The organism is Photorhabdus sp. P32, from assembly GCF_038085095.1.
GTDB classification, from domain to species: domain Bacteria; phylum Pseudomonadota; class Gammaproteobacteria; order Enterobacterales; family Enterobacteriaceae; genus Photorhabdus; species Photorhabdus luminescens.
The window spans coordinates 16447-40985 of record NZ_JAZGJN010000293.1; the positions used below are offsets into that span (position 1 = coordinate 16447).

General features: G+C 44.7%; 26 protein-coding genes and 1 pseudogene. 13 read left to right on the forward strand and 14 right to left on the reverse strand.

Annotation, left to right across the window (positions count from 1 at the left end; translation table 11 throughout):
• Positions 1-131 precede the first annotated feature (131 nt).
• From V2H77_RS22210 to V2H77_RS22225, 4 genes and pseudogenes are all read left to right on the forward strand, one after another.
• Positions 132-572: an antitoxin PaaA2 family protein gene (locus V2H77_RS22210; protein WP_341500512.1), complete on the forward strand. Its 441-nt coding sequence runs from the start codon at positions 132-134 to the stop codon at positions 570-572.
• Complete coding sequence (locus V2H77_RS22215) at positions 572-844, forward strand: type II toxin-antitoxin system RelE/ParE family toxin (RefSeq protein ID WP_341500513.1); 273 nt, start codon at positions 572-574, stop codon at positions 842-844. The genes V2H77_RS22210 and V2H77_RS22215 overlap by 1 nt, the downstream gene beginning before the upstream one ends.
• 158 nt (positions 845-1002) lie before the next feature.
• Positions 1003-1101, forward strand: a pseudogene (locus V2H77_RS22220) (type II toxin-antitoxin system RelE/ParE family toxin); the annotation flags it as partial.
• Positions 1098-1376: a helix-turn-helix domain-containing protein gene (locus tag V2H77_RS22225; RefSeq protein ID WP_341500514.1), complete on the forward strand. Its 279-nt coding sequence runs from the start codon at positions 1098-1100 to the stop codon at positions 1374-1376. The pseudogene V2H77_RS22220 and the gene V2H77_RS22225, both read left to right, overlap by 4 nt.
• Before the next feature lie 34 nt (positions 1377-1410).
• On the opposite strand, the gene V2H77_RS22230 is transcribed toward V2H77_RS22225, so the two are convergent.
• Both V2H77_RS22230 and V2H77_RS22235 read right to left on the reverse strand, forming a co-directional pair.
• Positions 1411-1602, reverse strand: coding sequence for a hypothetical protein (locus V2H77_RS22230; protein WP_341500515.1), 192 nt, complete (start codon positions 1600-1602; stop codon positions 1411-1413).
• A complete protein-coding gene (locus tag V2H77_RS22235) occupies positions 1599-1853 on the reverse strand; it encodes a hypothetical protein (RefSeq protein WP_341500516.1) in 255 nt (84 codons plus the stop codon). The genes V2H77_RS22230 and V2H77_RS22235 overlap by 4 nt, the downstream gene beginning before the upstream one ends.
• Before the next feature lie 638 nt (positions 1854-2491).
• On the opposite strand from V2H77_RS22235, the gene V2H77_RS22240 reads away from it, so the two are divergent.
• The 6 genes from V2H77_RS22240 to V2H77_RS22265 all read left to right on the forward strand — a co-directional run bounded on the left by V2H77_RS22240 (position 2492) and on the right by V2H77_RS22265 (position 9556).
• Positions 2492-2812: a type II toxin-antitoxin system RelE/ParE family toxin gene (locus V2H77_RS22240; RefSeq protein WP_049584161.1), complete on the forward strand. Its 321-nt coding sequence runs from the start codon at positions 2492-2494 to the stop codon at positions 2810-2812.
• Positions 2809-3087: a helix-turn-helix domain-containing protein gene (locus V2H77_RS22245; protein ID WP_341500517.1), complete on the forward strand. Its 279-nt coding sequence runs from the start codon at positions 2809-2811 to the stop codon at positions 3085-3087. The genes V2H77_RS22240 and V2H77_RS22245 overlap by 4 nt, the downstream gene beginning before the upstream one ends.
• 649 nt (positions 3088-3736) lie before the next feature.
• Positions 3737-4075: a hypothetical protein gene (locus tag V2H77_RS22250; RefSeq protein ID WP_341500518.1), complete on the forward strand. Its 339-nt coding sequence runs from the start codon at positions 3737-3739 to the stop codon at positions 4073-4075.
• Between the two features lie 379 nt (positions 4076-4454).
• Positions 4455-6077, forward strand: coding sequence for a hypothetical protein (locus V2H77_RS22255; protein ID WP_341500519.1), 1623 nt, complete (start codon positions 4455-4457; stop codon positions 6075-6077).
• Between the two features lie 839 nt (positions 6078-6916).
• Positions 6917-7789: a hypothetical protein gene (locus tag V2H77_RS22260; protein WP_341500520.1), complete on the forward strand. Its 873-nt coding sequence runs from the start codon at positions 6917-6919 to the stop codon at positions 7787-7789.
• An 855-nt stretch (positions 7790-8644) separates the two neighbouring features.
• Complete coding sequence (locus V2H77_RS22265; protein ID WP_341500521.1) at positions 8645-9556, forward strand: hypothetical protein; 912 nt, start codon at positions 8645-8647, stop codon at positions 9554-9556.
• A gap of 292 nt (positions 9557-9848) precedes the next feature.
• Here the strand turns inward: V2H77_RS22265 and V2H77_RS22270 are convergent, their stop codons facing one another.
• Positions 9849-10097 (reverse strand): hypothetical protein, encoded by a 249-nt coding sequence (locus V2H77_RS22270; RefSeq protein ID WP_341500522.1) that lies wholly within the window; start codon positions 10095-10097, stop codon positions 9849-9851.
• A 370-nt stretch (positions 10098-10467) separates the two neighbouring features.
• Here V2H77_RS22270 and gmk point away from each other — a divergent pair, with 370 nt between their 5' ends.
• The 3 genes from gmk to spoT are packed head-to-tail and all read left to right on the forward strand — an operon-like array spanning position 10468 to position 13568.
• Entirely contained in the window at positions 10468-11091 is a 624-nt protein-coding gene (gmk, locus tag V2H77_RS22275) for a guanylate kinase (protein ID WP_341500523.1), read from the forward strand.
• 54 nt (positions 11092-11145) lie between these two features.
• A complete protein-coding gene (gene rpoZ / locus V2H77_RS22280) occupies positions 11146-11421 on the forward strand; it encodes a DNA-directed RNA polymerase subunit omega (RefSeq protein WP_011144672.1) in 276 nt (91 codons plus the stop codon).
• 17 nt (positions 11422-11438) lie between these two features.
• Positions 11439-13568, forward strand: coding sequence for a bifunctional GTP diphosphokinase/guanosine-3',5'-bis pyrophosphate 3'-pyrophosphohydrolase (gene spoT / locus V2H77_RS22285; RefSeq protein WP_132346376.1), 2130 nt, complete (start codon positions 11439-11441; stop codon positions 13566-13568).
• Between the two features lie 60 nt (positions 13569-13628).
• On the opposite strand, the gene V2H77_RS22290 is transcribed toward spoT, so the two are convergent.
• The 11 genes from V2H77_RS22290 to V2H77_RS22340 all read right to left on the reverse strand — a co-directional run bounded on the left by V2H77_RS22290 (position 13629) and on the right by V2H77_RS22340 (position 24237).
• Positions 13629-14057, reverse strand: coding sequence for a hypothetical protein (locus tag V2H77_RS22290; RefSeq protein ID WP_341500524.1), 429 nt, complete (start codon positions 14055-14057; stop codon positions 13629-13631).
• Between the two features lie 14 nt (positions 14058-14071).
• The gene (locus V2H77_RS22295) at positions 14072-14563 is read right to left on the reverse strand and encodes a CaiF/GrlA family transcriptional regulator (RefSeq protein ID WP_341500525.1); all 492 of its coding nucleotides are present in this window, start codon (positions 14561-14563) and stop codon (positions 14072-14074) included.
• 131 nt (positions 14564-14694) lie between these two features.
• Positions 14695-16032, reverse strand: a complete 1338-nt coding sequence (locus V2H77_RS22300) for a hypothetical protein (protein WP_341500526.1) — start codon at positions 16030-16032, stop codon at positions 14695-14697.
• 161 nt (positions 16033-16193) lie between these two features.
• Positions 16194-18929, reverse strand: coding sequence for a fimbria/pilus outer membrane usher protein (locus tag V2H77_RS22305; protein ID WP_341500527.1), 2736 nt, complete (start codon positions 18927-18929; stop codon positions 16194-16196).
• A 115-nt stretch (positions 18930-19044) separates the two neighbouring features.
• Entirely contained in the window at positions 19045-19839 is a 795-nt protein-coding gene (locus V2H77_RS22310) for a fimbrial biogenesis chaperone (protein ID WP_341500528.1), read from the reverse strand.
• A 28-nt stretch (positions 19840-19867) separates the two neighbouring features.
• Positions 19868-20605 (reverse strand): fimbrial biogenesis chaperone, encoded by a 738-nt coding sequence (locus V2H77_RS22315; RefSeq protein WP_341500529.1) that lies wholly within the window; start codon positions 20603-20605, stop codon positions 19868-19870.
• A gap of 56 nt (positions 20606-20661) precedes the next feature.
• Complete coding sequence (locus V2H77_RS22320) at positions 20662-21225, reverse strand: fimbrial protein (RefSeq protein WP_341500530.1); 564 nt, start codon at positions 21223-21225, stop codon at positions 20662-20664.
• 163 nt (positions 21226-21388) lie between these two features.
• Complete coding sequence (locus V2H77_RS22325) at positions 21389-22081, reverse strand: fimbrial protein (RefSeq protein ID WP_341500531.1); 693 nt, start codon at positions 22079-22081, stop codon at positions 21389-21391.
• A gap of 61 nt (positions 22082-22142) precedes the next feature.
• Positions 22143-22763, reverse strand: a complete 621-nt coding sequence (locus tag V2H77_RS22330) for a fimbrial protein (RefSeq protein WP_341500532.1) — start codon at positions 22761-22763, stop codon at positions 22143-22145.
• Positions 22747-23496 carry a fimbrial biogenesis chaperone gene (locus V2H77_RS22335; RefSeq protein ID WP_341500533.1) on the reverse strand — a complete coding sequence of 250 codons (750 nt, stop codon included), beginning with the start codon at positions 23494-23496 and terminating at the stop codon, positions 22747-22749. Before V2H77_RS22335 ends, V2H77_RS22330 begins: the two co-directional genes overlap by 17 nt.
• A gap of 114 nt (positions 23497-23610) precedes the next feature.
• Entirely contained in the window at positions 23611-24237 is a 627-nt protein-coding gene (locus tag V2H77_RS22340) for a fimbrial protein (RefSeq protein ID WP_341500534.1), read from the reverse strand.
• Between the last annotated feature and the right edge of the window lie 302 nt (positions 24238-24539).

Below are 24539 nucleotides of genomic sequence, written 5' to 3' on the forward strand. Positions count from 1 at the left end.
TTTATATACTGCACAAAACAGATAATTACGGTGAGAACCTGACTCATTTAACTATTTATTGCATTGCAATTAATAATTAAATGCATATGCTATCCAGAATACTTGCATATAAATAACTCAGGAGAACATTTATGGTCACAGAAACAATCGATCATCCCACACTAAATCGCCTAGTTGAAGCCGGCGCTGTTAACTCGGTACATGTGGTAGGTCATAACGATGGATGGGCTTTGATGGTGAAATATGGCACGGTGGAGCGTCCTCTGGTTGCCCAGCGCAGCCGTCAAGTACGCTTGTTCAAACGACTGGAAACCCTTGTCACCTATCTTAAAGACGTAGGCATTGCACAATTCAATGTAGATGCAGCCAACTATAATCTGGATACACCAACGAAAACGGCCCGTCCAGACCGTGCAGAAGCTCTGAAACGGGCGCATAAGGCTGCTGCTTATGATGCATGGTTCCGTAAACAAGTTCAGGCAGCTATTGATGATCCCCACCCCAGCGTTCCTCATGAGGAAGCTAAGGCACAGTTTGCAGCCAAAAAAGCGGCCCTACGTAAGGAGATATAATGGAGTTGGAATGGAAGCCAATGGCTTTGGCTGATCGTGAGGCTATTATGGAATATATCGCGCTGGATAATCCGCTTGCTGCAATTAAGCTCGATAATGAATTTGAAGTAACGGCAGAAACGGCCTGCCAACATCCCAATATGTATAAGCCTGGTAGGGTAAAAGGGACACGGGAAGCTGTCGTTCACCCCCATTACGTTATTATCTACCGGGTTCAGGGAAACCTTTTACAGGTACTCAGAGTGTTACATACTGCTCAGCAATGGCCTTAACTATACTATTCACGAGTATATACTCTATGGATTTCAAGATGCATCGCGACGGCAAGGGAGTGAATCCCCGGGAGCATAGCGAACTATGTGACCGGGGTGAACGAGTGCAGCCAACAAAGAGGCAACTTGAAAGATGACGGGTATATCTACAAGGTCCAAATATCATTGTCCTTCATGCATTTATTAAGAAAAACCAGAAGATATCTAAAAAGGATCTTGATCTCGCTTATGAACGAATGAAAGAGGTTACAAAATGAATAGCTTAAAGTCTCTAAAATCCAAAGCATTAGCTAACCCAGATGTAAAAGCTGAGTATGATGCGCTAGAGCCAGAATTCGAGCTAATTAATACTCTATTACGCATGCGGCGTGCTGCTGGTTTAACTCAAAATCAAGTTGCACAGCGTATGGGAACAAAAGAAGCGAATATTTCCAGGCTTGAAAAAGGAAATGGAAACCCAACACTTAAGACACTATTGAACTACGCCAAAGCTTGCAATTGTGAACTGCATTTTGGCTTCAAAACAACTTAATCCAAACGATATGAAAAACATCTTCGGGGGTTTTTCATATTTGTTTTCTTTTGTAACAACCAGATACATCCGCATTTTTCAATGATAGATTATGCAGAGTGAATTTTCTTGCTATATCATCGGGATTAACTACAGGAAGCTTACCGGTTAGATGACGTCGAACCAGTGTCGATTTGCCCGCTCCATTAGGTCCCGCGATAACCCATAGCTGAGGCCGATGAGTCATGCTTCCAAAACCTCAACCATTTGCTCTGTACCACTCATAAAACTAACTAATTCTCTAGGACCACCCGGGTATTCCTTGATAACCATCCCTGCTGGAGTATCAAACTCCGCATAATAAATTGGTTCACCAGAATTGAGGTGAGCACACGCCTCTGAACCATCGTCATTTGCCAATTGAGCATCGAAAATGGTCATAAAAGTTTGCTCTTGCACCGGTGACATTTCATCTAAATTTTGCAGTTCAAGCCTCATCACTGTACCCCCTGTCATTTGCACCACAAACTTATGACAGAATAAAATTAACTTAATGATATTAAGGCAATAACTGTTGATAAATTATACACCATAGAATGCAGTGTAAATTCCATTCTTACCCCGGACAACCTTTTTTATTCATTACTTTATTTTTCTTACACTATTTCTAACACATTCATCTAGTTACGGGTTAGTGATCGAAAGATCATAGCCCCTGAATATATCACCATGTAAAAAATACCCGCTCAATCAGGGTAACTTTTCCCTATGTCTAATGTTTCAGCCGCAACTATCGGTGTACTGAAAACAATAAACAGAATCAATATCAATAAATTAAGCATCCGTTGCTCCTTGGGCTATCCATGCATAACGGCAAAATAGAGGATAAAAAGATACCATCCAAGGCAGAGATAATAACTTTGCGAAGCGGTTCGAAGAATAACTAACTGAAATCCCAAGGTAATGGACTTTTTTATATACTGCATAGAGTAGATATCATGGTGAAAACCTGATGTATTTAATATTTGGTTCAGAGCTGCTATCAACAATCTCCGCCACTCGGGTTTTCATCGAAAACAGAGGTTTGACAACTTACAAACTTATCATATAAGATAAGTTTAAGGGCAATATTGAATATGAACTGGAACATTGAGTTCTATGATGGTGTCGAGGGTGTGATCCTAGATATGCCACCCGGAATTCAGGCACGTATGCTAAAACTGCTTGAGCTCATTGAAGAATATGGCGCTAATCTTGGAGAGCCACACACTAAGCCAATGGGAAAAGGCCTATTCGAGATTCGAGCCAAAGCGCAAGAAGGTATTGGACGCGGATTGTTTTGCTACCTACAAGGTCCAAATATCATTGTCCTTCATGCGTTTATTAAGAAAAACCAGAAGATATCTAAAAAGGATCTTGATCTCGCTTATGAACGAATGAAAGAGGTTACAAAATGAATAGCTTAAAGTCTCTAAAATCCAAAGCATTAGCTAACCCAGATGTAAAAGCTGAGTATGATGCGCTAGAGCCAGAATTCGAACTAATTAATACTCTATTACGCATGCGGCATGCTGCTGGTTTAACTCAAAATCAAGTTGCACAGCGTATGGGAACAAAAGAAACGAATATTTCCAGGCTTGAAAAAGGAAATGGAAACCCAACACTTAAGACACTATTGAACTACGCCAAAGCTTGCAATTGTGAACTGCATTTTGGCTTCAAAACAACTTAATCCAAACGATATGAAAAACATCTTCGGGGGTTTTTCATATTTGTTTTCTTTTGTAGCAGCCTTGCGGGTAAACAACGGAGAGTTAGCAGGAAAAGCCTCGATACCAAAGCACATAACGATACGATTAGTTAATTTACTAAGTAATATTTTGTTATTACGAAATATTAATCAATGATTTAACCAAATATAATGACTCAGCCTATCACATATTAATTTTTAATTTCATCGCCCTCTGTCATTACCAAAATCAACCTTCAAATAAATATAAAAATAAAATAACCCCACCAAACAATTTGGAAAAAAATATTACAACCATCACCCTAGTGATTTTTACTCTTTGCTTTACAGTTAATACTTAGCAGATTAAGTTACATATTCATGTATTAATTAATAGCCATAAAGATGTACATTTCCTCTAAATTCCGTCGTTCAAGCCTCATAATTTTAACCTTCATCACTTATCGATAAAAAATAATCTAAAACCAACTACCAAAAAATCAATTTAGTATTAACCTAAAGTTATTAGCCGATAACCTCTCTCTAAGTTGCAATATAAAATCAGCTTAACCCGCAAAGGATAGGTTTTATGGCATAAATTCCCCTGTGGGTAATAAGGTCAATCCGATATCACCATCATTAGGAGAACAATATGAATCAAAATAACGATCCCTCACCAAACATCGATACTGGCGGTAATACGATAAAACAATATTGGCAACCAAACAGGAGTAGTCACGCTGATAATAATACGCCTATCGCCTCTACCAAAGGGGCAACCGCCATGTTATTACCAAATGGCAGAGTAATCTCCTGGGGAAACAACAACGAAGGTAACGGTGGTCAAGTCCCGCCAGAAATTGTCCGATTACAAGATATCGTTAGCCTGAGCGCATCAAGAAACTCATTTACCGTACTGCGGGCCGATGGTCAGAAAGTTGGCTGGGGTTCGACTGATGATAATAAATTACATTATGAATACGACTACTAGTTAATCCATTGAGCAGAGGTTTTACGGTACAGACTGCCTGTGGGTAAGGTCAATCCAATACCACCTTAAATTTAGGAGGGTAATATGAATCCAAACGATTTCTCCTCAAACATAAGTGCCAGCAATACTCTTATACCCAATGGATTTCAAGATGCATCGCGACGGCAAGGGAGCGAATCCCCGGGAGCATAGATAACTATGTGACCGGGGTGAGCGAGTGCAGCCAACAAAGAGGCAACTTGAAAGATGACGGGTATATATAAATGCAATCTGTAATGATGGCCTGCACGGATAACCCGATGCAGAAAATAATCATCTAAATTAAGGAGCGCCCTTAAAAGGCCAAGGCAATCTGGCCGGAATAGGGTTATCACAAAGAATGAAAATTTTTAATATGCCAACCGGGGAACAATCCCCGTCAGAATATCCGATGAATACTGAAAAAACGTTCATCAATAGAGTAAAGCAGGGTGTTGGCCGAATAGCGGTTCGCTATCGCCGGCGGCCGGCATGGGTGATGTGCGTATCTATCGGGGCGCTTTTTTTCACCTCGGTATTGGCTGCTACTGAATACCCCAGTAAACCAACACCAGACCTAGGGTACCCCGCGACTCCCCCCTGGGACGCAGAATACATATTCAAATCTCTCGGGCAGCCAATCATCAATGGGAAAGACAACAAGGTCTCCATCACCTCTACTTACACCGCAACCGCCATGTTATTAACAAATGGCAGAATGGTCGCCTGGGGAGATGAGGGCGGCGGCTCTATACCGCCAGAAATTGCCAAATTACAGGATATCGTCAGCCTGAGTTCAACAGGTTATGCATTCGCAGCCCTGCGGGCAGACCGTAGCGTGGTCGCTTGGGGAGATGAGAGGTATGGCGGCACTCTTCCAGAAGAAATTGCTAAATTACAGGATATTGTCAGCCTGAGTTCAACAAATTATGCTTTCGCTGCCCTACGGGCAGACGGTAGTGTAGTCGCTTGGGGAGATCAGAAATATGGCGGCAAATTACCAGCAGAAATTGCTGAATTAAAGGACATTATAAGCATAAATTCAATACATAACGTTTCGGATCATGTCTGTGCAGCCTGGTGGCCAGACCGTAATCAATACTCTTGCGGAGATGACAACCGTGGCAAGTACAAAATGAATATACTATATAGCTTCACAAATGATACCTTTACCGCCCTTAGGGCAAACGGTAGCGTGGTTTCTTGGGGAAAAGTCCGAGTTCCGCCCGATATTGCCAAATTACAGGATATTATCAGTCTGAGTGTAATAAATAATACTTTCATCGCCCGGCGAGCAGACCTTACAGTAGTCACCTGGCCCGGATATTCGATACCTCCTGAAATTGCAAAATGGCAAGATATTACCAACCTAAGTATAACAACTTATGCTTTAGCCGCCCTGCGGGCAAACCGCAGCGTAGTCGCTTGGGGACATCAAGACTATGGCGGCCAAGTCCCACCAGAAATCGCCTCATTACGGGATATTATCAGTCTAAGTGCGACAAATGGCGCTTTCGCCGCTTTGCGTACAGATCGCAGTGTCGTCGCCTGGGGGGAGCCAAGCTCTGGTGGTCAGATTCCACCCGAAATTGCCGCATTAAAAGATATTGTTAGCCTATATTCATCAAGAACCACATTCATAGCCCTACGGGCAGACCGCAGTGTGGTCTCCTGGGGTACTATCAGTGTCCCTCCTGAGATTGCCAAATTAAAGGATATCGTCAGCCTGAGTACAACCGATCTTGATGATTCCTCGCGAGGTCATTATGCTTTCGCAGCTCTACGAGCAAATCGTAGCGTGGTCGCCTGGGGGTTCAAAGAGCTTAATATCCAGATACCACCTGGAATAACCCAACTACAAGATATCATCAGCCTAAGTGTATCCAGCAGCGCATTCACCGTCTTACGGGCAAATGGTCAAAGATTAGCCTGGGATCTGTTGGATATGGGAGACAATATAGTACATAGCGAATATGATGATTGATCCCTTGTTATTATGAATGACTAAAAAACACGAAAACCAAGGCTGAGCCATAATTCTTCGGTTCAGCCTATCGTTTATTCCATTTAAAATATCAATTTTCAAATCACGTTCAAAAGACAATAGCTTTATGAAACAGTTTGAAAAAATAAATATTAAAAATCTCAAAATAACTAAGTTTTTATAAACCATACAGAGCGAAAATTACGACAACAACTTAACAACCTTTTATTTCCTACCTGACAATTAATTGTTAGTTAATCAAGTTACTCATTCAAGCAATAATAGCCATAAAGATGTATATCTCCTCTAAATTCTTCTGCCTAAATCTCATTATTATTACTCTTATCATTTACCTGTAAAAATGACCTTAAAAACCACCATCAACAATCAACTTTGGCGTTAACCAATAGTTATCGACTGATAATCTTTTATTATCATATTCTGTTAATTTTTTGCTTTTTCTATTATCTTTTTTTTAAAGAATTGCTAAACTTATTTATGTCTTATTAGCCGCAATAGAAAATCAGCGTAATCCGCAAGGGATTAAGTTTTACGGTATAAGCTCCCTTGTGGGTAAAAAAGGTCAATCCAATACCACCTTAAATTTAGGAGCATAATATGAATCCAGACGATTTCTCCTCAAACATAAGTGCCAGCAATACTCTTATATAGATGCAATCTGTAATGATGGCCTGCGCGGATAACCCGATGCAGAAAATAATCATCTAAATTAAGGAGCACCCTTAAAAGGCCAAGACAATCTGGCCGGAATAGGGTTATCACAAAGAATGAAAATTTTTAATATGCCAACCGGGGAACACTCCCCGTCAGAACATTCGATGAATACTGAAAAAAAGTTCATCAACAGAGTAAAGCAGAATGTTACCCAAATAACGGCTCGCTATCGCCGGTGGCTGGCATGGGTAATGTGCGCGTCTATCGGGGCGTTCTTTTCCACCTCGGTATTGGCCGCTGCTAAATGCCCTAAAGTACCAATACAAGACCTAGGGTACCCTGCTTCCCCGCCCTGGGATGCAAGATACATATTCAAAACTCTCGGGCAACCAGTCATCAATGGGAAAGACAACCAAGGTAAGCCAGTTCATTACCCTACAAGGGGGTACACTAACTTAACAATTGCCTTTCTACAAGTAGTCGATCATGAGTTTCCAACGCCGACAGGCGATTTAAAGTTAAAAGACGCCCTGTTTTGGGTTATCGCCCCAAACGGAATCTTCAAGGTTCCACATGTGGTCACAGGTAAGTATACCTGTAAAATGACTGCCAAGCTTAAAAATGGAACGGCAGGGAAAGCCACAACCACCCTCGAGACGGATGCTGTCGTTGCAAATCATCTAATCCACAGGTTTCAAGGAGACAAAAATGTTCTGGAATCTAGCGTGACAGATCTGGTTTACATAGCAACCTGCAAAGGGACCAGATTTTCATGGGAGCGTAAACCCGAAGAGAAATTTGAATGGGAAAGTGTGTGGGACAACCCAGCACTGTCAATTAAAATGCAAGACCTTTGCAATTGGGTTCATGATGTTGCTTTCTGGACGCCACCAAGCGACAATCCAAATGATCGGTTTAAAGACCCTGCCGTCATGAGACCAACTGCTACGGAACGTGCTGACTTGAAGAAATCAGATGCCAATGATAATCCAGATAATCTATCCGGGACGAAAAGAGCGGATAGCGGCAATAAATAAAAATCGTTAACAGAACAGCCGGGGAGCAATCCCCGGTTGAGTGCGCAATAGTTGTTATTAGGAGTGACTAAAAAACACGAAAACCAAGGCTAAACCATAATACTCGGTTCAACCCATCGCTTATTCCGTTTTAAATATCAACTCACCCGCCCGCTGTTATTATCAATAATCAACTGCCAAATAAATCTCAAAAGACAATAACTGTACGAAATAGTTTGAAAAATAAATATTAAAAATCTCAAAATAACTAAGTTTTCATAAGCCACATAGAGCGGATATTACGAAAACAACTTAACAAGCCCTTATTTCTTTTCTTACAATTAATTGTTAGTTAATTAAGTTACTCATTCAAGTAACAATAGCCAAAAATATGTATATCCCCTCTAAATTCTCCCGCCTAAATCTCATTATTGTCACTCTTATCATCTACCTATGGGAAATGATCTTAAAACAATCAACTTTAGCGTTAACCTATAGTTATCGGCTGATAACTTTTCGTTATCACATTTTTTTAATATTTTTATATTTCTATTATCTTTTTCTTAAAGAGTTGCTAAACTTATTTATGTCTTAATTAGTCGCAATAGAAAATCAGCGTAATCCGCAAGGGATTCAGTTCTACGGTATAAGCTCCCCTGTGGGTAAAAAAGGTCAATCCAATACCACCTTAAATTTAGGAGGGTAATATGAATCAAGACGATTTCTCCTCAAACATAAGTTCCAGCAATACCCTTATATGAATGCAATCTGTAATAACGGCCTGCACGGGTAATCCGATGCAGAAAATAATCATTTAAAGAAGGAGGACCCTTAAAAGGCCAATGCAATCTGGCCGGGACAGGGTTATCACAGAGAATGAAAATTTTTAATATGCCAATCGGGGAACAATCCCCGTCAGAGTATCCGATGAACACGGAAAAAACGTTCATCAACAGAGTAAAGCAGAATGTTGGTCGAAATCGCCGGTGGTCGGCATGGGTAATGTGCGCGTCTATCGGGGCGCTGTTTTCCACCTCGGTATTGGCCGCTACTGAATGCCCTAAAGTACCAGTAAAAGACCTAGGGTACCCTGCGACTCCCGCCTGGAACCCAGAAGTCCTATTCAAAGCTCTTGGGCAGCCAATCATCAATGGGAAAGACAACCAAGGTAAGCCGGTTCATTACCCAGCGAGAGGGTCCACTAACTTAGTGGGTGTCTTCCCGCCAGTATACGATCATGAGTTCCCAACGCCGACAGGCGATTTGATGTTAAAAGATGCCATGTTTTGGGTTAGAGCACAAAACAGAATCTTCAGGGTTCCACATGCGGTCACAGGTATGTATCACTGTAAGATGGTTGCCAAACGTAAAGATGGAGCGCCCGGGCGAGCCACAGCAAACCTTTATACGGATGCTATCGTTCCGAATCATGATATCCACTGGTTCCAGGGAGACCAAAACGTCATGGAATCTAGCGTGACAGATTTGGTTTACACAGCAACCTGCAAAGGGGCTGGATTTTCATGGGAACGTAAACCCGAAGAGAAATTTGAATGGGAAAGTAAGTGGGAAAACGGAGTGCCGTCAATTGAGATGCAAGACAACTGCCATTGGATTCATAATGTCGCTTTCTGGACGCCGCCAGACGATAATCCAAATGATAAGTTTAAAGACCCGGCCGTCCTGAGACCGACGAGTGCGGAAAATGCTAACCCGAAGAAGTCAGCCCCCCGTGATAACCCAGATAATCTCCCCTGGAAGAGAAAAGCGGATAGCAATAATCAATAAAGATCATTAATAAAACAGCCGGGGAGCAATCCCCGGTTGAATATCCAAGCAATACAGATAATAGACCGAGTTATCATTCATCTTATTTGCTATTAATCTGAAATATCAGAATATTTAATTCCAGTTATTATACTGATTTGCTAATAAAAATTAAAAACGATAACTCCAAAACTTCAAATGAGAAATCAACACCAATATCGCTCACACTTAATCATATTATCCGCTTACTTGTTCATGTTACTCTTTCAATTATTTTCATTCGCAAAATATCTCAACTTATGTGATATTTTATTTAATGTTGTAATGTAGTATTAACGACTATATCTAGCTTTCTATTTAACTGATGCAAAGCCAATTCAACAACTTCAACCTTTGATGAATGTTCAACATCAAGAAGCCGATCAATCTGCGGCCCCTTTTGTCCCAGCCGTCGCGCAAGATCGGCTTTGCGTGTTCCTGTTTCTACCATTGCATTATGCAATGCCACTTTCATTACGACGAGAATAGGAAGAGTGACGATGTATTCACCTGCCTCCAACACTGATGCTTCAGGTATAGGCCGACGTTTGTCAATTTCTATAGAAATAGCCGTAACCAACCCATCAATAGATTCTAGAAGAGCTTCGTCAACTGAGTCACCTACTAAGTTGAATATGGTTCAGGAATCTCTTTGGAACCATGATCGGGGAAAACCGACGATTTACCGTTTATGGATACTTTTCCATAGAGCAAAATCCTAAGCAGAAAAGTCAACCCTTTACAGTACAAAATATCCACCGGCTACCCTTCTTCAAGAAAATTTTGGCGGAAATGCATCGGCAACGCGACATGTGTGAACGGGTATGTGTATACTGTTATAAGAATTTTATTCTGCTTTATTTAATTGTTATCCAATCAACCAAGATACCACCATGATCCAAGGTACGTTATATATTGTCTCTGCGCCAAGCGGAGCGGGTAAATCAAGTCTGATTCAGGCTTTGTTAAAAACTCAACCTTTGTATGATACTCAGGTTTCTGTTTCTCATACCACGCGTGCAATACGCCCCGGTGAGAATCATGGTGAGCACTATTTTTTTATCACGGAACAAGCCTTTCGCCAGATGATCGATAATAATGAATTTCTGGAGCACGCCCGTGTTTTCGGTAATTATTACGGTACATCCCGGAAAGTGATTGAAGAAACTCTTGCCAGTGGGGTTGATGTCTTTCTTGATATCGACTGGCAAGGAGCACAGCAGATCCGCAAACAAATGCCATCTGCCCGCAGCATTTTTATCCTGCCGCCGTCAAAAGAGGAGCTTTGTCGCCGTTTGCGCGGCCGAGGGCAGGACAGTGAAGACGTTATTGAAAAACGTATGGCGCAGGCCGTTGCAGAAATGGTTCACTATAACGAGTATGATTATTTAATCGTTAATGATGATTTCAATACGGCACTGGCCGATCTGCACACCATCATCCGTTCAGAACGCCTGCATCGGGAGCGCCAGGCACAACGGCATGATGCTTTAATCAGCAAATTATTGGCAGACTGAACCAAGTTTCAGTATCATGCCGAGTCATTTCTTTACCTGTGGAGTCGCACACATATGGCACGCGTAACTGTTCAAGACGCTGTAGAAAAAATTGGTAACCGTTTTGACCTGGTATTGGTCGCCGCTCGTCGAGCACGTCAACTGCAAACAGGCGGTAAAGACCCGCTGGTTGCGGAAGAGAACGATAAAGTGACCGTTATCGCTCTACGTGAAGTGGAAGAGGGGCTGATTAACGGTAAGATCCTGGATGTTCGTGAGCGCCAGGAACAACAAGAGCAGGAAGCCGCAGAAATGCAGGCGGTTTCAGCTATCGCGGAAAGTCGTCGTTAATCTACGGTAGGTCTGCCTTGTATCTGTTCGAAAGCCTGAATCTGCTTATCCAAAAATATCTGCCTGGGAGTCAAATTGAACTCCTCAAGCAGGCTTACACTGTTGCGCGGGATGCCCATGAAGGGCAAACCCGCACCAGCGGCGAACCCTACATTACGCACCCGGTCGCGGTGGCCTGTATTCTGGCCGAAATGCGTCTCGACCATGAAACACTGATGGCCGCTTTGTTGCATGATGTTATTGAAGACACGCCCGCCACCTTTCAAGATATCGCCCAGCCTTTCGGGCCGGTGGTCGCCGGGTTAGTTGAAGGGGTTTCCAAGCTTGATAAGCTGAATTTCCGCGATAAAAAAGAGGCTCAGGCGGAAAACTTCCGCAAAATGATCATGGCGATGGTACAGGATATCCGCGTCATTTTGATCAAACTGGCAGACCGTACCCATAATATGCGTACTCTCGGGGCATTACGTCCAGATAAACGCCGTCGCATCGCCCGGGAAACGTTAGAGATTTACAGCCCTTTAGCCCATCGTCTGGGTATTCACCACCTGAAAACCGAGCTAGAAGAGCTAGGGTTTGAAGCTCTCCACCCTAACCGCTATCGGGTTATCAAAGAGGTGGTAAAAGCGGCCCGCGGCAACCGTAAAGAGATGATCCAGAAAATTCTGTCGGAAATTGCCGGCAGGCTGGCCGAAGCCAATATTGAGTGCAAAGTCAGCGGCAGGGAAAAACATCTCTATTCTATCTACCGGAAAATGCACCTCAAAGAGCAACGTTTCCATTCCATTATGGATATTTATGCCTTTCGGGTCATCGTTAACAATGTTGATATCTGCTATCGAGTTTTAGGGCAGATGCACAGCCTGTATAAACCCCGCCCCGGCAGAATAAAAGATTATATCGCTATTCCTAAGGCCAACGGCTATCAATCCTTGCATACTTCCCTGATTGGCCCTCACGGCGTACCCGTTGAAGTCCAGATTCGCACCGAAGATATGGATCAAATGGCTGAAATGGGCGTCGCGGCACACTGGGCTTACAAAGAACAGAAGGAATCGAGTACCGCTGCGCAAGTTCGCGCACAACGCTGGATGCAGAGTCTGCTGGAATTACAGCAAAGCGCCGGCAACTCTTTTGAATTTATCGAAAGCGTTAAATCTGATCTGTTTCCTGATGAGATTTACGTTTTCACCCCGAAAGGGCGCATTGTGGAATTACCCGCGGGCGCTACCCCGGTTGACTTTGCTTACGCCGTACACACCGATATTGGTCATGCCTGTGTCGGCTCGCGAGTTGATCGCCAGCCCTATCCCTTATCTCAATCGCTGACCAACGGCCAGACAGTGGAAATTATTACCGCGCCGGGCGCTCGGCCAAACGCAGCCTGGCTGAACTTTGTCGTCAGTTCAAAAGCGCGCGCCAAAATTCGCCAATTGCTAAAAAACCTTAAGCGGGAAGATTCGATTGGGCTAGGTCGCCGTCTGCTAAATCACGCGTTGGGTAATGGGAAAAAGCTGGTTGATATTCCACCGGAAAATGTCAATAAAGAGTTGACGAGAATGAAACTCGCGACAATAGATGATCTGCTGGCTGAAATCGGACTCGGCAATACCATGAGCATCGTCGTCGCCCGCAACCTGCTAGGCGCACAGGAGAGCAACACCAGTAGTAGCAATAACAATAGTAGTAATAACACAGGAGCACGTAAATTACCCATCAAAGGCGCTGACGGCGTGCTGATTACTTTTGCCAAATGCTGTCGGCCCATCCCCGGCGACCCGATTATCGCCCATATCAGCCCCGGTAAAGGGTTGGTTATCCACCATGAATCCTGTCGTAATATTCGTGGCTATCAGAAAGAGCCTGAGAAATTTATGGCGGTAGAGTGGGATAAAGATATTAACAGCGATTTTATTGCTGAAATCAAGGTCGATATGTTTAACCATCAAGGGGCGCTGGCAAATCTGACCGCCGCCATTAACGCGGTAAATTCCAATATTCAGAGCATGAATACAGAAGAGAAAGATGGCCGGGTTTACTGTGCTTTTATTCGGCTGACCACCAAAGACCGCATCCAGTTAGCGAATATTATGCGTAAAATCCGAATTATGCCGGATGTGATGCGAGTCAGCCGTAACAGAAACTAAACCCGCTAAATTCTCCTATTGTTCAGGGAATCTGCTTCTGATTATTATTTACTGCACCGACTAGCCGTGCAAATCAGCGGGGTGAACAACCAAAGCGCTATCCGCAGCAGCCCCATAAGGCGCCATCGGCGATGGCGTCGCCGGATACGGGGCTGGCGGCGCATCACCTCGGTTATCAAAGAATAAACCAATCAATACTGAATCAACCTCACCCAATATGCGGTCCAACCAACCGTCTCCACCCACACCAAACATTAACGCCAGCCCAATAGCAATAAACAATAGCGGTAAAATCCACGTTCGGCACCAATACGCTAATAACTTACGGGGATACCGAGAGCAGCGAACTTTGTTGCCTAACAACACCCCACAGACAGTGAGCAGTAAGATGCCGATAACCAGTACCACTCGGCTTATCAGCATCCCACAAGACTTCACCCACAGAATCGATAAAAACGCATCCTCCATCATGCCCCGCCAGACAGCCACATGTGTCATACACTTTAGGAAATAAACGGACCGCAAGCACGTTGCAAAAACCAAGCGCGCATATGATGAATCCGTGCTGATGTCAGGGAACTCGCCGACTTCACCGTTTTTGTCACCAGTATCGGGTTCCTCTGGGGCATAGGTTTAGCGACTGCCGTAACAATCAGCATCAGACGCCGACTCCCGTGTTTTTCACGAAAAAAGACTTTTTCACAGGAAATCACATCACTCCGCTCATTGTAGATATAATTCATCACATCCCTTGCCCGGCGTTCTGACACCCGAAACACCTGACTAATTTCATTTTTGGTAAATCCGCGCCCCTTCAATAATCCCCAATACGCGACCGCCAGGTACAACGGCGTATCATTCAAGTGAGACAAGCAGACAGGCAGACGAAAATCCCCATGATTACTCTGCTTGCCGGTAATCGTCTGACTTCCAGGCAAATCGGTCTGGTTGCCGCTCACCTGAAGCAGCACTGAATCATTAACATTGATTGTCATTTTACTCTCCCCTGGTGACTAACTGGTCAATCTGTTACCACATGAGAAATGAAATAGTGTGATTTATTGAGATGAAGCACTCGGGCGACTAAGCCGCCATGCCATATTTAAATACCCTGCCATCGTAGGCGTTATCGCACGACTAACGTTGCGTTCATAGTGGTCTGAAATTCACCAGAAGTACCCGGGTCTAACGCCTTTACTTGCCAAACTTCCACATTAAATTGGTTTTGAGAGACATAGGTGTTTGGCGTATCACCCACAGTAAAGTACAGAACATCCGCCGGGTTAGTTGGAGGACCAAATTTTACTGGCCTACCCTTCGCGTTTGGTGCCGCCAGCTTAGTATTCCCACCTATCAATGTCGGTACCACTTTAATCCTCAACGCATTATCGAAGTCAGGCACTACGATACTTTCATTATTATCAGCTAGCTGTGGGGCGGAAAACTGCAAAGTGGCTACTCCTCCGGTACTGCGCTTATCGCTTACAGTGCATGTAATGTTCATAGGAAAAAATCCATCATACCCGCTGAATCCACCTGTTGGGAGCTGTGCCGGATATGGCTCGGGCGACCGGAGTACCTCTCCCATATTCATTACATTATAAATAGAGGCCTTATCGCCAGCATCTAAACCGCAAACCGGCGGGTCCAGTACTGTTACCGGATCTTTGATAGGCGGAAAGCGTGGTTTGGACCACGACATGAACTCCTCTCCATCAGCCAAAATACTCAAAATTGGTGCGTTATCATCACTATCAAATGCGACTTTTTCATCAGGATTTCGCTGCCATGAAAAATTTACCCCACGACAGGAGACATCAAAATCGAGGTCGCTTATCCTTCCCTCTGCTATATTCTTATCATCCTGATTATTAGGATTTTCCGGCTGGAAATATAATGGTTGAGAAAGATTTTCATTGGGGTATGGCTTATCAAGACTCACCGTAAAGTGTTGAATGGCTGTTCCTTCAATAGGATGCTTAGTATGGTAATAATGAGATTTGGCTATAATTGTACATTCGTAACTGCCTGACACCACTCTAGGGACTTTAAAAATTTCCCCGCGCCCTGCTCTGAGCTGGAACCGGACATCCTCCAGAAATTTCTGATCATACGAGGTGGTTCTACTCGCTATCCTCTTCCTATAAAACGGAAACACATCTAATGTCGCTTTACCCGCTGCCGGGTAAGTGATTACTCCATCACTGCGCTTTACCATCCGCTCAGGCCCCAAGACTTTCAAGGTCGTATCAGCGTTCCAATTTAGTGACTCGGCAAACACTGAGGGAGAAGAAAAGATAGCCACCGCGGATAAACATATCATTGCCACCCATATCGGCCACTTACGACAACAAACCGCCATCCAACCAATATCCTGTTTTAGCTTGTTAATAAACGTCTTCTTCGTATTCATCGGCTGCCCAACCGGGAGTAACTTCCCGGTTGCTATATTAGAAATTTTCATTCGTTGATATCACTCCATCCCGGCCAGATTACACTTACCTTTCAGAGGTTCCCCTCTAATAACTATGCCTCTAATAACTATGCCTCTAATAACTATGCCTCTAATAACTACGGTTTTCTGCATCAGGTTATCAGCGCAGACCCACAACATTCCGACTCATCTTAACGGCAGGTTTCGTTCAATTGCCTCATGGGACTCCAGCTCTTATCTTTTTTCGCATTTACCGGAGGAGGCCCCAGGTTAAACACCACCTCACATTGACTATCCGACGCGCTGCCCCACTTCACTTTGAGTACCCCGTTGGGAGGCATGCCGCTCAGGTACACTTGTCCACCCTCCCCAACGATCGCCGCCAGGTTTGTTTCTGTATCCCCTTTAAGCCTCGCCATTGCTCCAAACGGTACCGGCTTACCGTGATAGAGCAAATTCATCAGCAATTGCTGCCCGATACGCACGGGGTAATCCACCATCACAACCGCCCCTTTAGTCGGGAATACGTTCTTGCTACCCTGTGCCATATCGGCCCCCTCCGGCAACGATGACGGATCTAAACTGATACTATTACGGCTGTACGTCTGAGCATAAGGCACCACCGCATATCCCCAGCGATTAGTCGAAATCGAGTCGGAGTTCATCACACGAATACCGCCAATCCCCGAGGTCCGCACCAATACCGCCGCATCACCAATCCGCGATGCCAACGTGACGCCATGCTGATGGGCGATCAATCCGCCACTGACCCCGTAGTTCACACCTCGTCCTCCCGATGAATCGTAGTTGTATCCCAAGCTGGCCTGCCCAAGGGAGCCACGGTATCCCATTGACACTGACCCGCTGTTTCCCTGCCCTTTATTCGCCTGACTTTGCGATACGCTCCAAGACAGACTATTGTCATCCAGCACCGATCCGCCCAAACCTAACTGGTTACTGCTGCGCCCGGTACTATCATGGAACAAGCTATAATTGGCGTAGGCATTGTTCAGCGCCGCATAGGAGCCGAACAGACTGAGAGGAATGTTAACGTTCAACGAAACTTGCCGGTTCTCAGGCCAGTCGCCGTCGCCACGTATGCGATCAATGCTGTAATTGAGTCCCCAGCCCACACGGTAGAAAGAACCATTCAATCCCATCGACAGGGTGGTGTTAGTTTTAGAACTGCCCCAGTAGTTATCCCGCTGGCCGCTGAGCCACAGGGAATAGTTACCCGGCAATGACTGGCTCAACCTCATTTGCCAACTGCTACGACGTCGTTGAGACATCCAGGAAGGGAGTTCCCCCCAAACCGTGTAACCTTGGGTATTAACATCGGAAAAACTAAGGTAATTACGTGTGGAATAGCGGTACGCAGTTAAATCCACCGTCGTGCCAGAGGTCAGCATACTTTTCGAATATTTAGCGCGGTAAGATTCTCCGCGCTGGATATCAGCCATATTTTTCAATCTGGCCCGAGAAGTGGTGATATCCGCAGATAACGCCCCCATCATACCAAGGGAAAGCCCGGTCCCCAGCGCTGCGGACTGGTACGATTGCGCCGCCAAACCACCACCGTATACCGTGACATTGCCGGGCAGACCATAAATCATGGAGACCATGCCGAATACTGGCTTATGCCCGCCACTACTATACCCACTACTGTGATAGCGCCCCACTGCCGCTTCGTACTTGAATTGACCCTGCCGCAACATCATCGGCAGACTAGAATAAGCCTGACTGAACCCATGATGGGTACCATCAGCCTCGGTTATCGTTACCTGCAAATCCCCGCCGGTACTGCTACCCACCAAATCTGTGATACGAAATGGACCTGGCGCGACATTGGTTTGATAAACCACACTGCCATTTTGCGTCACCGTCACCTGAGCATTAGATTTAGCTATCCCGCTGATAATCGGCGCAAAACCACTCTGCCTACCCGGTATCATCGAATCACTGGTGGCCAGCCCAATCCCACGATAGGGGAAACCATCAAATACCTGACCCGCCACACTGCCGGTCGAAGTATCCCCTATCGTCAGATCACTGCGTAACGCCACCACATCCCGCTGCAAATAGGTTTGCAGGAAGTTCCATCTTTGCTGGGATTGAGTGGTTTTTTTCATTGCGTCATTAAGTGAGTCATACCGGTTATAAGTTTGAGTACTATAAGAATAGGTCGCCGTGTTACGAAGACGCCAAGCCCCCAGATTCAATCCAGAATTGAAGCTACCGAATAAGCTCTGATTAGCCTGTTTATTACCAAACTGTGAACGTCGATTCTGACTGCCATTAATACTGTAATTCAATATAAAAGCCGGGATGCCCTCTTGCCATAATTTCGGATCAACCTGACCATTGGCTGAAGGCTTCATCGCTATTTGGGGGATACTCAAATTTAACCGCATCTGGGAAAAGTTGAGGCGAGCCGTAGCCTGGGGAATAAATTTATCTAACGGACTCTCTATCGGCTTATCCGCCGGCAAAGTTTTTAATGCCGGCGTGTCGCTGATATTGACACCGGCGGTCTCTAACAAATCTGGGGTAAGTACCGGAACCAGCTCACTGTCGCCATTACGCTGGAACGTAATATCCCGTGAATCAAAAAAAGTCCCATTCACGTAAATGTCTACCCGATAAGTCCCAGGCGCCTGACCTCCAGCAGTTTCAAACTGCGATAAATCCACCGATTGCCCTGAATTCGAACCAAAGTCCAATAAAGCCGGGTCGAAATAATCACGCCCTATTGCCTGAACACTCCACCCAGTCAGGAACGCCAGCACCATCCGACAGAAAACCAGAGCAAGGCGTAATTTCACCGGACACTTTGATAGAACCAGAGAAATAGAAATATTTTGATTTACACGATGATAAATAGGCGGCCGTTCTATACAGCAATTTATCACCGGAATTAACATTTTCATTATTAAAATCGCCATCTCTTATTTAAATATATTTAACTCATATCTACTCTGTCGGTATCTGTAATATTGTTATTAGCCACATTTGTTATTAACCATATTTGCTATTAACCAGTTATTAACTACTGCCAGATACAGTAATAGATCGACTCTCTTCATCGGTGCCTAAGCCGAATTCATCAATAGCACGCCACGATATCGTGACATTATTACCAGGAGACATTTTGCCCACCGGCAGTGACCAGCTCTGCTGACCAAATGGCGGCACCATCCTAAATAAATCCTGCTCCGGTACGGCAAACGAACTCACATGTAAAGCCTGCAACGTTATCCAAAACGGTGACGGATTAGTCAGCGTTACAACACTCTCTTTTACTGACGCGCTTAATTGTTTCACTGCGCCGGCAACGCCCTCTTTTGGCAATCCTTCAGGACGATAGAACACCTTCACCGCTAAAGCCGTCGTCATTTTCACCTTGCCTGAGAAACCTTTAGATACCGATGATGGTTTCTCAGAAGGCAACATACGCACATTGAGAAAGAACAGAGATTCCCGATCCTTAGGAAAATCCCCACCGGTCCGCAGGATTTTCAGCACCTGCCGTTCATGCGCATCCACCTTGGCAATAGGCGGAATCACAATAAATGGCGCCTTAATATCCAGCGGTAAACCGGTCGCAGGGTCCAATTCCCGTACCGTTGACTGAATCAGATAATTGCTGTCGCTGTTATTAATGAATGTTGAAGGAACGCCATTGTTGAATGATTCAAGGTAAAGCACACGGGCATCATTGATATATAACGCCCCCATCAGACTCTCTTCCGCCCTCAGTGGTAAAACCGGTGATATCATTGCCAGAGCGCATAACACAGACGTTACTCTCTGCTTTATTGAAACCTTACGCTCCGCCATGTGATGCTCTTCCAATCTCAAAATATACTCAGCCAGCCTGTAACGTACCGCTCTGTAACTTACTCACCCCGCCGATATCGGTGATCATCGACCATTCCACCTTACTTCCAGCTTTGCCCGCCTGGGAAAAAGTGGTGTGGCCGAAAGGGACCAATATTGACGGAGCCTTGTCAAAATTCACCGCCTTGCCGTCGAGTTTCAGTTGGGCAAAAGTCTGGTAATACGGCGTTGGGTTGGTCACTACCACACTATTGCCTGCTCGTGTAAACGTCAGCCGACTACGGGCCTGTTCCGGCGTCATCGGCAGCTTATCCGGCCGGTAGATAAGTTTAATGTTCATACCCAACGAGATAGATAGAGATGCGCCAATCTCATCTTGCTTCCCGTCGCTATTTCCCTTGCTGTCATCAGTTGTTTTCTTCGCCGGAATCGCATTAATCCGAAAACGAAACAGAGACTCACGATCATCAGGAAAATCACCGCCGGTACGCATAACCCGCATCACATTCAAGCTATTGCCCTCCATACGGAACAACGGGGGCAGCACAGTAAACTCCGATGAACGGGTATTTGGGTTATCCCACGGCGTCACCGCAGCTTGTACCAGATAAACCTCTTCGCCTGAATTTTGCAGTGAGATGCTTTGCACCTTGTCGCCCTGCTGATAAATAATACGCGTCTTCCTCAACATAAGACCTGCGTGTGCTGACGACGACGCCATAACCACCCATACCCCTAGCATTCCCATGATTATCAGCTTTTTCATATATCCCACTTCATCTCAGACATTCCTCCTCAAATACACCCGGCTTATAACGTTATTTATTTCAAGTGCTCATAGGAAAACTCAAAATGTATGCCCACATTCGCAGTTCCTCCGCATAACACATTAGCCCCGTCACTTTTACACGTTGCTGGTTTATCTTTATCACCTAAACCTCCCACATAAGCCCGGAACGTCCTCGTTGTTCCATCTTTCGCAGACGGTAGCGGCACTTTAAACGGATCATTAATAGGTTCCACCTTAACAAACTGATTGGTGCTAATGTCCAATAGCCTAATCCCCACACCTTCGGCAGTAGCAGTCCCATCCGCAGGCATGAACAGTTCCGAATCATCTGAGTTGCCAGCATCCAGACTCCATATGTATAAAGCTGGCGATTGACCTGGACTACAGTGACTAAGCTTAAATTCCAAGTCTAAGGCAGAGCGTTCCACATATTTGCTATTTCTGAGTTCACTAGCATAGACCTGAGGCATAGCACCGTTATAACTAGCAGATCCGCCATACTTGCCGTTTACACTCAATGCACAGGTTGGACGTAACAGATTGCCTTTAATTGTGATCTCAATATTCTTACCATCCGCCTGAACCGACAAAGACACACAACCGATGATCCATCCAATCAGTATCATGATGAGTAACGAATATTTCGCTCTGCTGTGACATGTTATTAACTCACGGTTTATAAGAGTGTTATTTTTCGCTTTCATCTAACTCTCTTCCCCTCATTGGTCCCCATTTTTATCATCTGTGATCAACCGCATCTCACGGATAAGAGTAGGTAAACGCAACTCGCGCAATTAATGAGCCAGGTCGAATAACCTTACTATCTTTTCCACGCGCAACCGCTACTGTTACCGGAAGCTGTGCACGACCATCATCAAAAAATAGCGAATCAAGGCGATTCTCATGATTATTTATTACCAAGTTACCCCAATCTATTTTCCCTTCACCTCCTAAATGAACAATAAACCCCAACCCCTCAGAGGCGTTATCATAGGAACCAGAGACAGGACCACGGAATATTGAACCTTGTTCAGCGTCGATGGTGTTTCCTGACACAGTGATAACAGGTCCGTTCGGTGCAACATCCGGATCACCACAATTTGTTAATTCCAGATTAAATCTTTTGGGGCTTGATATATGCCCTGCCTGACTGAACTCCGCCGCTGGCAGCGAGCCGAAATTCAGCTCCGAACCATTGATATCATCACCACTGATCCCCACATCACAAGGTTCAGGCACAACAGTTATGAACAGATCTACGTTTATCCCACTCGATTGTGTCGATGGGATTGAGCGGTCTTTAGACTCAGCCATAACGCTGCCAGCCAAGAACAGCACAGCTAACATAACCCCCCAACAAAACCGGAGTACCACCATACGCAACGTCGAGCAGCCGCCATTACTCAGAAAAGCTTGTTGGTCGCCCACTCTGTTTTTTTCTTGCCTTGTCACTTTGTGTTCACCTTAAACTCACTCGTTTACAACTCTTCTGTTAATGAATCGCGCTGCAAACTCAACGATAATCAAATGTAAAATTCACGTTGGCATAGATTTTTCCTGGCTTTTTACAGACCATTACCGTCTCCCCGGCTGCCGGGGCGCATATCAGTGAAAATCTCACCGGCACAGAAGGAGTTTGATCGTTTATGACTGTGCCTTTATCCGCCAGATAAAATGGTTCACCATCCGCTATATTTGAGGACCACTCCGTTCCATTAAGCTTCTTCAAGCGCACTGTGACGCCCACGGCCTTTGAAACCGAATCTTCGCTTTTTTGACTACGAAACAGCGTGTTATCATTTGTACCAAAATGCTCTCCGGTAATGGTAATCGCAGGAGCAACCCTGTTTGCATCGATCACATCTGAGCAATTTCTCAGAGTGAGATTGGTTTCCCCGTAGGCGTTCCCTGATACCAAGCTGGCAAATTGCACTTTGCCCAGATCGATATTATTGTTATCCACAGTGACATCACACGTTCCGTAGGCAATGTCGGCCTTAAATGTGGCGATGGCAGAATTCGCTGCCCACAAGGGACCCGAAGAGAGCCACAGAATTCCTCCCATACCGATGTAATTCAGGTATCTGCGTAGATGCTGAATCCTTGAGATATCGGCTTTACTGAATTTCACCATTGAAGTTCTCTCCACCGCCGAGATCGCTAATCACCGCCCATTCCACTTTCTTTTTATTCTGATTATTTTGAGCGGGATAAACATGGCTACTGAAAGGCGCCAGCATTTGTGGATGGCTTTCAGAAAATTTCACAGGTACGCCATCAACTTTGATCTGGGTAAAGCTGATGTGATAAGGCGAATTGTTGCTAACTTGAATGCCATCGGGAGCATGGGTAAAGCGCAGGGCTTTGTATGCCTGCTCCGGCGTTCCCACCAATCCCGTTGGCCGATAAAATAGTTTGATGGTATTGCCGATAGCATAAGCTATCCCACCGCCAATTTTGGCGCTTTCAAAGCGCCGACTCGGAGACGGAGAGCTACTACCGGGAATAGCAGAAGCATTAAAATAAAAGACACTCTCCCGATCAGTCGGCAACTTACTGGTATCGCCTAAGATGCGCAGAACATTGGTTCCCTTAGGCTCCAAACGGAATAAAGGAGGCGTGACGTAAAAGGGTGCTTTACCCTTGCCATCGACGGTGCGAGTAATCTTAGTCGTCACCAAATAAGGGATATTGGTTGTTGTATTGCGCACCGATACCGTTGTTTCAGCTTTATCCTGTAAGAAAATAATACGTGTAGCATCGATGCCAAACCCGCCTTCGGCCTGACTCTGTGACGCGAATAAAAACGCACCTAATACAAGGCTTTTTACTATGATGTTAGGAAGTCGGAGTTTATGGATCATCATTTTTCTCTTTTCACTCAGCCAATAGCGGTTTATAAAGCACCGTTTCAATCATCCAGAATTTGCAACCAAAGAAGCCTGAAGAAAGGCTCCTCAGGCTGGTTATTGAATCAATAATCATTCATACGCTATGGAAAAAGTAAGAGGGGCATGAATGTGCTGAGGAGATGGTTTATCAGTCGTTGACGCCATATAAGCTTTAAAGACCACAGACTTGTTATTAAAATCTGCCGCTTTAGGAGTTTTATCACTTGATGAAGCTAATACGATACGGCTGTCTTTCTTAAGAAGCTCTTCCGTTCCATCAGCAGAACCATCAACCTTATAGGTTAATGCAACACCCGCATTTGGAGTTTGCCCTTCCGCATTACCCTGACCATCATTAAATATGTCAGTGCTTGCTCCTATCGTAGTCCCTGACACCAACAGCTTAAGCGATTTTTTTGCCGTAACAGTACCATCACAGCCACTGACACCAACAGTAAAAGTTTCATATCCATTAACAACATGCATGCCCACAAATTTACCCTCACCAGTCTTGAATTCACCTGGCTTATGGTTACCCAAACTCACATCACCGTTTTTTACACCACTGGTAATGTCACATGTCACATCTGAGACAGTACCAGTAACAGTTACTGTGGCATTATGCCCCCCTTTATTTTCCTCCCCATCTGCCAAAGCAGCCGAAGCTGCCCCCATAACCAACGCCGCCACGACGCTTATCTTTAATATCTTTTTCATTTCATTAATCTCTTTTTAACTACTTAACTAAAGTCTGCTTCAAACTCGTGCATCACGTTTTGATAAACAGAGATATCTAGCTGTACAAATATTTGCCAATTAGGACCATTTTGACAATTGAGAAATAAAAAATTTTCCGTGCAAAAACAGAACGATACAGAGATAACCTATAGATATTTCGCAAATTTTAAGGATATTTTCTTTCTTAATCCGAAAATTAAGAACAGAAATTTCGTTAAAGTAACGAAAGAAGTGTAATGTTTTTGCATATTGGGATAAAAAGAGTGGATTATTGAAATATT

What these genes read in the sequence shown, in the direction of transcription:
- V2H77_RS22210 (WP_341500512.1), top strand. Translation starts at nt 132, where the DNA reads ATGGTCACAGAAACAATCGATCATCCCACACTAAATCGCCTAGTTGAA.
- V2H77_RS22215 (WP_341500513.1), top strand. Translation starts at nt 572, where the DNA reads ATGGAGTTGGAATGGAAGCCAATGGCTTTGGCTGATCGTGAGGCTATT.
- V2H77_RS22225 (WP_341500514.1), top strand. Translation starts at nt 1,098, where the DNA reads ATGAATAGCTTAAAGTCTCTAAAATCCAAAGCATTAGCTAACCCAGAT.
- V2H77_RS22230 (WP_341500515.1), bottom strand. Translation starts at nt 1,602, where the DNA reads ATGACTCATCGGCCTCAGCTATGGGTTATCGCGGGACCTAATGGAGCG.
- V2H77_RS22235 (WP_341500516.1), bottom strand. Translation starts at nt 1,853, where the DNA reads ATGAGGCTTGAACTGCAAAATTTAGATGAAATGTCACCGGTGCAAGAG.
- V2H77_RS22240 (WP_049584161.1), top strand. Translation starts at nt 2,492, where the DNA reads ATGAACTGGAACATTGAGTTCTATGATGGTGTCGAGGGTGTGATCCTA.
- V2H77_RS22245 (WP_341500517.1), top strand. Translation starts at nt 2,809, where the DNA reads ATGAATAGCTTAAAGTCTCTAAAATCCAAAGCATTAGCTAACCCAGAT.
- V2H77_RS22250 (WP_341500518.1), top strand. Translation starts at nt 3,737, where the DNA reads ATGAATCAAAATAACGATCCCTCACCAAACATCGATACTGGCGGTAAT.
- V2H77_RS22255 (WP_341500519.1), top strand. Translation starts at nt 4,455, where the DNA reads ATGAAAATTTTTAATATGCCAACCGGGGAACAATCCCCGTCAGAATAT.
- V2H77_RS22260 (WP_341500520.1), top strand. Translation starts at nt 6,917, where the DNA reads ATGAATACTGAAAAAAAGTTCATCAACAGAGTAAAGCAGAATGTTACC.
- V2H77_RS22265 (WP_341500521.1), top strand. Translation starts at nt 8,645, where the DNA reads ATGAAAATTTTTAATATGCCAATCGGGGAACAATCCCCGTCAGAGTAT.
- gmk (WP_341500523.1), top strand. Translation starts at nt 10,468, where the DNA reads ATGATCCAAGGTACGTTATATATTGTCTCTGCGCCAAGCGGAGCGGGT.
- rpoZ (WP_011144672.1), top strand. Translation starts at nt 11,146, where the DNA reads ATGGCACGCGTAACTGTTCAAGACGCTGTAGAAAAAATTGGTAACCGT.
- V2H77_RS22295 (WP_341500525.1), bottom strand. Translation starts at nt 14,563, where the DNA reads ATGACAATCAATGTTAATGATTCAGTGCTGCTTCAGGTGAGCGGCAAC.
- V2H77_RS22300 (WP_341500526.1), bottom strand. Translation starts at nt 16,032, where the DNA reads ATGAAAATTTCTAATATAGCAACCGGGAAGTTACTCCCGGTTGGGCAG.
- V2H77_RS22305 (WP_341500527.1), bottom strand. Translation starts at nt 18,929, where the DNA reads ATGAAAATGTTAATTCCGGTGATAAATTGCTGTATAGAACGGCCGCCT.
- V2H77_RS22310 (WP_341500528.1), bottom strand. Translation starts at nt 19,839, where the DNA reads ATGGCGGAGCGTAAGGTTTCAATAAAGCAGAGAGTAACGTCTGTGTTA.
- V2H77_RS22315 (WP_341500529.1), bottom strand. Translation starts at nt 20,605, where the DNA reads ATGAAAAAGCTGATAATCATGGGAATGCTAGGGGTATGGGTGGTTATG.
- V2H77_RS22330 (WP_341500532.1), bottom strand. Translation starts at nt 22,763, where the DNA reads ATGGTGAAATTCAGTAAAGCCGATATCTCAAGGATTCAGCATCTACGC.
- V2H77_RS22335 (WP_341500533.1), bottom strand. Translation starts at nt 23,496, where the DNA reads ATGATGATCCATAAACTCCGACTTCCTAACATCATAGTAAAAAGCCTT.
- V2H77_RS22340 (WP_341500534.1), bottom strand. Translation starts at nt 24,237, where the DNA reads ATGAAAAAGATATTAAAGATAAGCGTCGTGGCGGCGTTGGTTATGGGG.